This window comes from Enterovibrio gelatinilyticus (assembly GCF_028683095.1).
Lineage (GTDB): Bacteria > Pseudomonadota > Gammaproteobacteria > Enterobacterales > Vibrionaceae > Enterovibrio > Enterovibrio gelatinilyticus.
The window spans coordinates 1-11,423 of record NZ_JAJUBC010000052.1 but is presented as its reverse complement, the minus strand read 5'-3'; the positions used below and the strand labels follow the sequence as shown (position 1 = coordinate 11,423).

General features: G+C 48.1%; 11 protein-coding genes. 1 reads left to right on the top strand and 10 read right to left on the bottom strand.

The genetic code is table 11. From position 1 onward, the window contains the following. Positions 1 to 178: 178 nt before the first annotated feature. The 10 genes from LRP50_RS24745 to LRP50_RS24700 form a co-directional block, all read right to left on the bottom strand. Positions 179 to 1,237, bottom strand: coding sequence for a LacI family DNA-binding transcriptional regulator (locus LRP50_RS24745; RefSeq protein ID WP_274167067.1), 1,059 nt, complete (start codon positions 1,235 to 1,237; stop codon positions 179 to 181). Between the two features lie 145 nt (positions 1,238 to 1,382). Next, positions 1,383 to 2,588: a Gfo/Idh/MocA family protein gene (locus tag LRP50_RS24740; RefSeq protein ID WP_274167066.1), complete on the bottom strand. Its 1,206-nt coding sequence runs from the start codon at positions 2,586 to 2,588 to the stop codon at positions 1,383 to 1,385. A 54-nt stretch (positions 2,589 to 2,642) separates the two neighbouring features. Then, positions 2,643 to 3,299 (bottom strand): hypothetical protein, encoded by a 657-nt coding sequence (locus LRP50_RS24735; protein ID WP_274167065.1) that lies wholly within the window; start codon positions 3,297 to 3,299, stop codon positions 2,643 to 2,645. 4 nt (positions 3,300 to 3,303) lie between these two features. Then, on the bottom strand, positions 3,304 to 4,452 hold the full coding sequence (locus tag LRP50_RS24730) for a Gfo/Idh/MocA family protein (protein ID WP_274167064.1): 1,149 nt from the start codon (positions 4,450 to 4,452) through the stop codon (positions 3,304 to 3,306). Positions 4,453 to 4,707: 255 nt separating this feature from the next. Further along, positions 4,708 to 5,670: a sialic acid TRAP transporter substrate-binding protein SiaP gene (locus LRP50_RS24725; RefSeq protein WP_420791251.1), complete on the bottom strand. Its 963-nt coding sequence runs from the start codon at positions 5,668 to 5,670 to the stop codon at positions 4,708 to 4,710. A gap of 469 nt (positions 5,671 to 6,139) precedes the next feature. After that, positions 6,140 to 6,808, bottom strand: a complete 669-nt coding sequence (locus LRP50_RS24720) for a TVP38/TMEM64 family protein (protein WP_274167062.1) — start codon at positions 6,806 to 6,808, stop codon at positions 6,140 to 6,142. An 8-nt stretch (positions 6,809 to 6,816) separates the two neighbouring features. Continuing rightward, positions 6,817 to 7,263 carry a DUF2141 domain-containing protein gene (locus LRP50_RS24715; protein ID WP_274167061.1) on the bottom strand — a complete coding sequence of 149 codons (447 nt, stop codon included), beginning with the start codon at positions 7,261 to 7,263 and terminating at the stop codon, positions 6,817 to 6,819. Further along, complete coding sequence (locus LRP50_RS24710) at positions 7,264 to 7,995, bottom strand: SDR family oxidoreductase (RefSeq protein WP_274167060.1); 732 nt, start codon at positions 7,993 to 7,995, stop codon at positions 7,264 to 7,266. A gap of 129 nt (positions 7,996 to 8,124) precedes the next feature. Continuing rightward, entirely contained in the window at positions 8,125 to 8,736 is a 612-nt protein-coding gene (locus LRP50_RS24705; RefSeq protein WP_274167059.1) for a Crp/Fnr family transcriptional regulator, read from the bottom strand. A 121-nt stretch (positions 8,737 to 8,857) separates the two neighbouring features. Continuing rightward, positions 8,858 to 9,745 (bottom strand): LysR family transcriptional regulator, encoded by an 888-nt coding sequence (locus LRP50_RS24700; protein WP_274167058.1) that lies wholly within the window; start codon positions 9,743 to 9,745, stop codon positions 8,858 to 8,860. Between the two features lie 104 nt (positions 9,746 to 9,849). Between LRP50_RS24700 and LRP50_RS24695 the strand changes: the two genes are divergently transcribed. Next, a complete protein-coding gene (locus LRP50_RS24695) occupies positions 9,850 to 11,151 on the top strand; it encodes a serine hydrolase domain-containing protein (RefSeq protein WP_274167057.1) in 1,302 nt (433 codons plus the stop codon). The last annotated feature ends 272 nt before the right edge of the window (positions 11,152 to 11,423 follow it).

Sequence of the window (11,423 nt, the reverse complement as noted above, 5' to 3'; positions counted from 1 at the left end):
GTTGTAGAAAAATATATGTTATCAGTCGTACTTATTCGGTGCCCTCAAGCTCAAAGACGCTTAGTAACGATGAATGGTTGGCTATAAAAAAATAATTTTTCATATTGTTTGATTGCCAACCATTTTTTGCTAATAACTAAACCCCGTTCAACAATCAGCATCAGACTTAAAGCCCTGACTAAATGTTCTCACTGGTGTAAACAGAGAAAGGTAAGATAACGAATTGCTTGGGTGTGTAGCGAGGATCGCGCTTGCGGCTTATCAGCATTTTCGCAGCGGTTTGGGCGATTTGCGCGAAGTCAGCTGAAATCACCATATCGATTGCGCCGCCAATAAGCCCGTTGCGTGTTTCGGGGGTTAACTCGGGGGATACATAGAAGGGTTTGTTTTGATATGTTTCACCTTGAGTCGTTGTCTTGTCACCGCAATGTTCGGCAAATGCACGGATAATGCCCGCTGAGCCTCCTCCTGCGCTGAACACGCCAACCAAATCAGCATGTTCTTTAAGTAGACGTAACGTTGCCCTATACGCCAAGTCTGCATCATCCAGGCAAACAATGGATTCCAGGACAGTAAACGACGGCGCTTTTTCACGAAAATAGCTTCTAAAGCTGATTTCGCGATCTTCTTGGCTCACATAACGATGGCTGCCAATCAGTACGCCAATTTTCCCTTCTTTGCCACAAAAGTGATGCATTGCCCATGCGCTTGTTCGTCCGCGTTTACGGTTATCTGTCCCTATGTATCCTGCAAGGTTTGGCGAGGTAATGTCGGACAAAAGCGCGACCACAGGAACGTTATTCTCACTCACATTATCAATTGCTTCAGAGACATAGGGATGATCAATGGCCGTGATCGCGAGGGCATCAACGCGCTGACTAAATTCTCGAATCTTGTTCGCAACGTTTTTAGGGTCGAGATCTTCTATGATTTCGATGCTAAACGTCGCAGACAAACTCAAGGATGTTTTCGTTAAGCGTTTGAGTTCTTCAACCAGAAAGGGCGAGACATTTCGCTGAATCAAGAAGCCGCAATGCACGCGCTCTTGTTCAGTCAGTATGTTGTGGCTCAAGTTGATGGGCGTTGATGCTCGCCAACCTAGTTCAGCGGCAGCACTCAGCACAAGTTCAATGGTGTCGCTTTTGACGGGCGCGCGCTTGTTGATCACGCGATCAACCGTGGCAACACTCACGCCCGCTTTGTCGGCGATCTGTTTGATTGTCACTTTCCGTGTCATCGATGCGCCCTCCAACGAGATAGATAACCGTCATCCTTTGAAAGAAATCTATCAGAACCGTATTTCGCCATCAAACATGGCAAACACCAAAGCCAGCGTGGTGCCTATTTACCTTATTGCATCAAGTCACCTTTTCATATCTTGCTCATTGCGAGTCTACTTCACATGACACCCATTCACCGCCTGCCTGATGGGAAGTGACAACCGCTTCAATGAATTTCACGCCTTGTGCGCCTTCTGCAACACGAGGATACGACAGCCAGTTAGCGGGGATTTGCTTTCCGTCTTTACGGGCAGCAACTGCCAATGCAAACTCGGTGTACAGATTGCCCCACGCTTCTATCAAACCTTCAGGAAAGCCGCGACCTGTGCGAATAAGCCGTTCTACATTCGGGGTTAATCCATGGCCTAGCCCTCGACTTAACACACGGTCTGGTTCGCCATAGCGGTTATATTTGAGGTATTCAGCGTGTTCCATGTCCCATTCTATGCCGCCCTCGCTGCCAAATACGCGCAAGCGCAACCCACCTCGATTGCCTGACGCGATGCGTGTTGCCATCAGCGTGCCCGGCACATCGCCTTCGTAACGCGTCATCATAAACACGGTGTCTTCCAGCGCTTTAGGTGCGCCGCACACATGCATTTCAGCGCGAAGATGCGTCATCGACAGCCCAGAGACGAAAGAGGCCAGATGTGCAGCGTGCGTACCGATATCACCCGTACAGCTCGTCGCGCCGGATTTTGCGGGGTCCAATCGCCATTTCACGTGGTCGGCTTGGGCAACATCTTCGGGGATCATCCAATCTTGCATAAATTCAACGTGGATCTGTACTACCTTGCCAATCATGCCGCTCTCTACCATTTCACGGGCTTGGCGAATCATCGGGAAGGATGACATGGCATAACACACGCCAAACACCTGACCCGTTTCCTCGGTCAGACGCACTAACTCAGCAGCCTCGGCATAATCATTGGTCAACGGCTTATCACACAGCACATCAATGCCCGCTTTTAAAAAGGTACACGCTACCTCAAAGTGCACATGGTTGGGCGTGGTGATCATTACCGCATCAATCCCATCATCGCGTAATGATTCTGCTTCTGCCATGGCTTGATACGAGGAATAACAGCGATCTTCGGGCAAGAACCATTGTTCGCCTCGCTCTTTTGCGAGAACGGGATCTGACGATAACGCCCCCGCTGTCACTTCCCAGCGGTCGCTCAAACGCGCCGCCATGGCTTGTGTCACGGCAATTCGCCCACCACCAACAATACCGATACGTAGCCTGCGTTGTAGGCGAGGGAAAGGGCCGTCAAAGTCGATGCCTGCAGGAAGAAGTGTGTTAGCCATGAAATCTCCTTGGGTATTCATTTTATTGCTCAATGCTTGATATTTGTGCGTTCTCTAGCGCGGAATGTTGTTGCCGGATGTCAACACTTCAATCGCCATAAAAATGCTTGGGGTAATCGTTTCGTATTGGTGCCACGGGTAGTTCAACGCATCATCGAACATAGGCTTATGGGTTGTTCCCGGCGCCATCAGTTCTTCAACGTACAGCGTGGATAAATCCTTCTCTGTGCATTGCTGCATTTTGCCGAGACCGACGATTTGGGTATGAATTTCTTGTGGCTCTTCCCCACCCAAGTGCACGTGATGTTTGTGTAACCCCACGTTAAGCGGCACGGAAGAGGCGAAATACATGCTGAATTGAATGTTGCCGATGGCGCTTTTGGGCGACATGTAATGCCCCACCCCTTTTAAACGCTCTTCTCTGCGGATTTCATAGGCTAGCGGCCACAGTTTACGCACTGCATCGAGCAAGGCGGGTTCATCGTCATAACTTGCAAACCGCTCAACCAACACGCCTTTCTGCATGTTGGTTATCACGGTGTTGAGGGCAATCACGGACTGAAACGTGCTCAGCGTTTGACTTTCAATCTGAAGGGGCTGCTCAGACAAATTCAGCACGATGGTTTTTTCATTGATGGGGATGTTTTTCTCGTCCGTCACGTATTTCACCGTGAAAAATGGCTCGGAAAAATCAAGGGTCGTCACACTCATTTCGTTACTCACTCCAAGGGAAATCAACAGGCAATGGCGCTGGAATGTCACAACGGCTTTCTATTTCACTGAACTGCCCAGTTTTCGATGATTTGAGGATCCCAAACATGATTTCGCAAACATGCTGCGCCATCTCCCCACTTGCACGCGCAGGGCGTTGGTTTTTCACGGCATAGGCCAAATCCACCAGCCCAATGCCTCGTGTATCTTCATTAAAGTTGTGGGTGTTTTCTGCGACCTGCCAATGTTCGAGATTTGGCACACGAGGGCGATAAACCCACCTTGCCGTTTCGCGGGTTTTGTAAAGCACTTGGCCACCGAAAATGTTGATGCCATCGGTGGGATCAGGGTCAGCAATGCACAAGGTGCCTTGCTCTCCGTAAATTTCTAATCGCGGGGTTTGGCTATCCCAGACATCAAAACTGGTCATTAACGAACCCTGCACGCCATTATCAAAGGCCAATAGCGCATTGACATGCGTATCAACATCGACAGGGATTTTCTCTCCTCCCCGTGGCTGTGATTCGATCAATCGTTCATTCAAGGTTTTTTTGGCCATGCCGCACACGCGTTGGACAGGCCCTAGCAAAGCAATCATCGCGGTAAGGTAATAGGGCCCAAGATCAAACAAAGGCCCGCCACCGGGTTGATAATAAAAGTCGGGATTCGGGTGATGCCTTTCCACACCGCGCGTTGGCACAAACGCCGCAACACCGGTGGGTTTACCTATCACGCCTTGATCGATTAGCTTGCGACAAGTTTGTATCCGCCCTCCTAGAAACGTGTCAGGAGCATTCCCGACATACAGGCCTTTTTCTTTGGCCAACGCGAGAATATGTTTGCCATCTTCAAGGTCTGTCACAAAGGGCTTCTCTGAATACACGTGCTTCCCTGCTTCCAAAGCGGCCAAGGTGATTTGGGCATGCACCGCAGGTATCGTTAGATTGAGCACACAATCTATGTCGGGATCGCGAATAATCTCTTCAGGTGTACACACCTTTGGAATCCCATATGCGGCGGCTTTACGGCTGGATTCTTCCCAATCTAAGCTGGCGCAGGCCACCATATCGATCATGTCGAACACCTGACTGGTCGCTAAGTACTTATCACTGATCACGCCACATCCGATCAAGCCAACGCGAAATTTTTTCATCACTTTCTCCCCTCACTCATTCGTATGAACCATGTTGGCACGCATCATGTTCCGTCCTGCCATTTTCAGGCATTTAAGGCGCACTCATCCCCTGCCTTGAAATGACAAGGCAGCCAATCATCTGCTCTTTGAAAGGTGGCCCACGAAGACAATCACGCTATGCATTTGAGTGGGCCTAAGATCGCCGTTCCTGCCGCGACACTGTGTGCAATGGCAACATCAGTGCAGCAGCATTGTTATGGGAACGTTTGCTGATTACAGCGCGTTGATTTTTTCAAGCAAACCGTCAGGCCATTGCTTGGAATAATCAGACTCTAGATAGGCGGCTTGAACCGTGCTTTGGAAGGCTTGCAAATCCGGCTCATACACTCTCAGGCCTTTGTCGATAAAGAACTGAGCAAGTTCATCTTCTAGCTTAAGTTGCTTCTGACGCGCCGATTCAGCCGCATCGTCAGCCGCCTTTTGGACAATCGCTTGCTGCTCTGGTGTCAGGCTATCGAACACCTTTTTAGAGATAGCGATGTAGTTCAAGTCCACCAAGTGACCGGTTAACACAATCTGCTTCGTCACTTCGTACAACTTGGCGTCTTTGTTTGTTGGAAGTGGGTTGTCTTGTCCATCAACAGCGCCAGTTTGCAGGCCAGTGTAGACTTCGGCAAATGCCATGGGCGTTGGATTCGCCCCGAGCGCTCTGCCAAGGAATTGCCATGCATCACTGCCCGGCATGCGGAGTTTCACACCATTGAGGTCTGCCGGCGTTTTAACGTCTTGGTCTGTCCGCAGGTTCACGTGACGACGGCCCAAATACATCACACTCAGCAATTTGACGTTGAGCAGGTCTTCAACTTGCTCTTTGAGTGGGTCCATAAAGTCAGCCGCAAAAACGCGCTTTTGATGTTCTGCATCACGGTGTACGTATCCCGCCGAAAAAATTGAGAATTCAGGTACAAACTCCGCTAACTCTTGCGCGGACGTAATGGTCATATCAAGGTTACCGCGGGCGATGGCCTCAAGGTCCGTGCCTTGTTTGAACAATGAACTGTTCCAATGTCCTTCAAAATCAGCAAAAGGCGCAACCTCGGCACCAAATACTTCCGTCATCGCAACTGCCCGCTGGTCCGTTGCCGAGGCAGACGCGGACATACGCAATTTAAGGTCAGCCGCACTCGCCATGGTAGACATACCAATGACCAAAGCCGCCGTTGCCACTGTTAGCATACGTTTTAGATGAGGTGTTACTGCAGGTACTTTCGTTTCCATTCTCATTACCTCTGAATTTATCCGTCTTCTTCGATATATACCCAAACAACCTGAAGATGCAGGACCCAGATTGTTCGGGTTTAAGTATGTGAACCACACAGACAAATCGTCAATGAACGGCATTCAGCAACATGATGTTTACCCTCATCGCTATGATAGTTTTCTATCATTTCGCGAACACTTTCTGAGACAAAAAACGGAAAAGGCGCGCTTTCTATAGCGTTAAAGGAAAGAGATGGAGAGAAAATCCTGCTAACTCTATTTTCATTGCATCAGTCCCAATTTTTCCTCATCAAAAAACGCTTACCCAACAATGCGCACCAAAGCACGCATGGGTTTTCACGTAGTAAGCCACAACATGAAGAAGCGTTTGGTTAAATGATGAGGAAAGCGACACCGCGCTTCCCTAAAACGTTGAATCCAGTTTTTAACGTTCCGAGCTAACCGTTTTGCGAAAGCCATAGCGGTTCAACAGTAACCAGCCACACCAGAAGAAAGACGTCAGTAAAACGGCGGTCAAAATGGCAGGTTTAGGGTTATCGAGGGAACTGATCGACCCCGCGTAAGCTGCAATGAGTGTGTACGGCAATGTCACCGTGACCCACGATAGAACAAATGTCAGGAATTTCATGTGGCTGATCCCAGCCATACAGGCGGTTACTTCAGGCAAAATCGGCAATGCGCGGGACAGAAGAATCATCAGCACGCCGTGTTCGCGAAACTTTTGACGAAGATCTTGCTGTCTGGCATTGTCTTTAATCACCACATTGAGCAGTCGGTCACCAAAAAAATAACTCAACCCATAGCCCACCACACCCGCCAAGAATGTGCCGATAAATGCTGCCAGAGCGCCAATGTATGGCCCTGCAAAGTAGCCCCCTAACATCATGATTGAAAGCGTCGGCACGGCGATAAAAAGGTCTAAGAAAAGCAGTGAAATTACAATCGCTGCAACCACCAAGGCACTCACAGACTCTGCGGCTGTCAGCCAGCGTTCGATGCTTTCAATCGACAGCCAACCAAGGCCGTTGACCACTAAAAACGTTGAGGCAAAAAAGATGGCCATGAGGCTCATGAGTTTGATGAGAGATGTCATAAGCCCTCCTAGGGATAACGCATTGTGATGTCATGTGGCGTATTGCTTTCTTCAAGGTCCGCAACAGATAGGCGTGCGCTAGCGAAACTCGGCGCTTTATAGGTAATACGTGCCCCTTTGGAGAACCCCAAGCCCTCTTTGGGAAGGATGCCCGTCCAATTTTTGGTGACTTTGCCATCCTCGTCTTCATCATGAAGCACTTTAATCGCGAACAATGTGGGGACGTTTTTAAGCACCACAACACGCTCAGTTTCTGTAGACGGATAACGCAGAATGCGAAGTGCTTTATCATGCGCTTTAGGAAACCCTTCCTCTTGAAACAACATCACCAATATTTGCCCTGGTCGGCTGGTATCAATCCCCTTTACCCGCACTTCCACACTGTTTTCTAACGCATCAACACTCATCGATATTCCTCCTAAAATCATGGCAATCACTGTTTGCTTCAACGTCATTTATGACCCCTTCAACAGCTTTTTCGCGGCAAAGGGGGCGATAGCGAGCAGTACTCTTAAAAACCGCGTCATCCCAATATCAAAATCCCTGTTTCCCCTCTCGACACCCCCAATGATGTCTAACGCCGCCGCCGACGCGCTGATCTTTCCTTTACCCCTACCTGAGGTCATTTTTGTGTCCACCAGCGGCAAAAATGCCTGCTGAACCCCAATTACTGAGCCTTCGAATTGATAACGTAAACTTTGAGAGAAAATATTGAGTGCAGCTTTGGTCGCGCAGTAAATCGCAGACGATGCTTTAGGCACTAACGCAAGGGCGGAGTTAACATTCACGATACGCGATGAGGACGCTGCCAACAGTGAAGGCAACAAGCCATGCGTTAATGCACACACCGAGGTGAAGTTAGTGTCAATTTCGTGCTGAATGGAATCAAACTCGAACCGATCATCGGTAAAAAATGGTGTAAATTGAACCGCGGCATTGTTTATCAAAACATCGATTTTGGGGTGCTGTTTCTGAATAGAATGTGCGACGGAATGGACGCTTTTTACATCGGAAAGATCGGTGTGGTATGTGACGACTGATGGCCAATCGCGTTTCAGTTGGTCAAGTTTCTTGGCGTCCCGACCAATCACGACCAGTTGATTTGTCTCGGCCAAGCATTCCACCAGCGCTCGCCCGATGCCGGAAGTGCCGCCTGTCAGCACAATACATTTGTTGGTTAGCTTCATGAAGTGTCCCTATCTGAATGATATGACACTCATCGTAATGAACCAAAAACCGAAACAAATTAACACATGTTAAAACGCGAGAATTTTCTGTGCGTGAAGCGCTAACTTTAGGTCTAGCAACGAAGAAAGCTACTGACGTTGATAAGCATTTTGCATCCCGAGTTTCGCGCGGATACGAGACAGCGATACTTCAGTGATCCCAAGGTACGAGGCAATATGGTAATTCGGTAAAGAATCGGCCAAATCAGGGTGACCATCGACAAATTGAAGATACAGTTCAGTGGGTGATAGGAGCAGTAAATCCGCTTCCCTTTGCTCTTTCTTCATTGCAAGGGCCGTTACCATGGCAAGAAACGCATCTTTCCACCCGGGGCTTCTCTCACTCAACTGCTTTAAGCATGACGCAGATATTTCAAAGCATATACCTTCGTTTAACACTTCACAGGTGAACCGTGTTGGGCGAGATGCCACAAAGGAAGTGAGGCTTGCCGATACATCGCCCGTTTGCAAAAACGATTTGTTTCTTCGTGTGCCATCTGGCGTGAGGTAGTAATTACAAAATGTACCGGAGCAGACGAATCGGAGTTTATCCGCAACATCACCCGCGTGAAAAAGTACCTCCCCTTTTGTAAATGTGCGAAGCATTCCCTCCTCAATAAAGGCATTCCACTCTTCATCTGAAAGCGTAAATCGCTTTCGAAAACCCTTTTCAAAAAGACTTAGGGGTTGGGAGTCTTCCATTTCTCTAGCCATCCATTTATCTACTCATCCATTTTCCATACCGTTCATGTTCCGTATCATGCACTTTCCGCTATTCACAGAAGTGATACGACGCCTTCAGTCTCTACGATCCAATCCGTTGCTACAAATCTAGTTTCTTTGCGACCTTCGCTACCACATCAAGTATTTCCGATTCTTGTTCAGAGGCTTTGGAGGACAGGTTGTAGAACAAGATGCAGTCTTGTCGCACTGCTCTCGGCGCTTCTTCTAACTCGACTTCTCGAATATCTCCGTTTTTTATATGCTGCGTCATCAGTTCTGGCGAGCATACTGTCCATCCGCCCTGCTTGAGTTTTTCAATAAGTAAGTTTTGTGAGGTCACTACTTCATATTCGTGGCTAACCTTAGTGTGCCTGAGTTGATTGGCAATATCATTCTCAGTGACAAGCTGTCGAAACGTAGCCAATTCAGCGATAGATACCGGCGCATTTGGAATGCTTGAATGAACAGATGTGAAGATACTCAATGGAAACTCACCAAGGTTGATGTTACCGATACCCGCACTTGGGTGAAGGTTTCCCATCCCCGGCATGATCGCGAACAGCGCGTCTCCGTCTTCAATTTGTTGTAGGCAATGGTGCCTGTCTCTCTGAAGCCAATTAATGATAATGTGTGGATGAAGGGATTTGATTTCTAACTCGATGTTCAACAACAGGTTGGTAGGAATGGCGCTGTCGTGATACACGGTGATATTGCTCAATTCGCCTTTGTAAGCCGACAGAGCAATGTTTTCAAACTCCAGCGATTGCCTTGCCAATAGCCTTGCTCGCGGGTAAAGACGGTGCGCTATGTTATTCGGTACGGCCTTCTTTCCCTCGATGGAAAATAGTTCTACACCCATCATATCTTCAAGGGCATTGATGCGCTCTCTCACCGTTGAGCGAGCCTTCCCCAATTTGTTGCTGGCAGCGCTATAGCTTTGCAGCTCGTAAACACTGGTGAAGCAAGCCACTTGTTCCATCGAAATCATCGCCACCCCTTTGTACTGTTTAAGCGTACATTTTGGATTTATATGTTCGAATTTAACAAGTTAATCTACTCCCGTACACACAAGATTGTTAACGGGGAATTCAAATGAAAAAATCAATAATCACTCTTATCATCACGGGCCTCTTTTCTACAAGCGCATTTGCGGATATCAAACCAATGTCTACGGTGCCTGCGCAGGCGGATGAACAAGTCACACTAAGTAACTGGACTCACGCGCCGTTTAACCAGTGGGCTTTCCAGAATATGGGCATTCACCCAAGTGTTATGGTTCCTCGTGATGGCGCCATAAATGAAATCCCTCAGGCGCTAAATCCGGACGTTGCTGAACACAAATTGACTTACGGTAATGAAACACTGACATTCCGTGATGCCATGATTCATGACAACACTGACGGCTACATCATTTTGAAAGACGGCAAGATACTTCACGAAGAGTACTTCGGGGATTTCACTGCCAAAGACCATCATATGTGGGCATCAAGCACCAAATCTCTGGTTGGTCAGGCGTTGGGTTTGTTGGTCGAACAAGGCAAAGTCGACGTTGACCAAAAAGTCAGTGTCTATATTGATGAACTCAAAGGCTCGCACTTTGGTGAACAAACCGTCCGTGCTCTACTAAACATGACAACCGCCATTGATTACAACGAAGACTACGTAAACATGGCGCCGGGCGATGTGCATTATGAGTACTTCCGCCGCTTAGGGTTTATTCCTGCCTACGACTTACTGGCATTAGATCCAACGAAAACAGACACACCACGTGATTTGTTGAGCTTTGCGCCAAAGTTTAAGCAGAACGAAGATTTAGCCGTGAATCATACGTTTGAGTACCACAGCCCCAACGTTGACGTAATTGGCTGGATTATCGCTCGCGTTTCAGGTCAACCGCTCAACGAGTTCATCGCGGATAATATTTGGAGCAAACTCGGTGTTGAGCATGACGCATTCTTCATTACTGACATGAACTACAACCCAGTGGCGACAGGCGGCTTTAATACAACATTGAAAGACTTTGCTCGAGTAGGCCTCGCAATGGCAAACAATGGTCAGTACAACGGCGAGCAAGTGTTCTCTGAAAAGTGGGTGAAAGACAGCTTCAACATCACCAAAGAAGAAAATACACACATGATGAACAGCGTATATAAAGATGCAGCCGTAAACGTGTTCGACCCACACTTAGAAGGTTATAAGAACTTCCTTTGGGTGCATGATTCAGACAAGAACATTGCGACATATCGCGGCGTATTCGGGCAGTTCCTCTATATCAACCAAGAAAAGGATGTTGTTATCGCTGTGTTCTCTTCGGCTGAAAGCGCCTCAAACGCAGCTAGGGAAACATCCAAGGTTAAAATGCAAGCGTTCGAATCCTTAGCGGAATCGCTATAGCAGCGAGCTCACCAAACGTAGAAAACATGCAGGGCAGGAAGGTTTAATCCTAAATATCAATAGTATAGAGTTAGCGCCTGAAATGCATAGACGCTGATTTAAGATGAATGGTTGGCTTTGAAACGATGTGACTGTCATATTGTTGATGGCCAACCATTACACTCTAAATAGCTGACGCCCTCTCATCACTTATCACTCATCACTCATCACGATCGCCGCCACGCCCCAGCCCATTACTGCGGGGACAGAGAACAGCGGGAGAGAACAGCGGG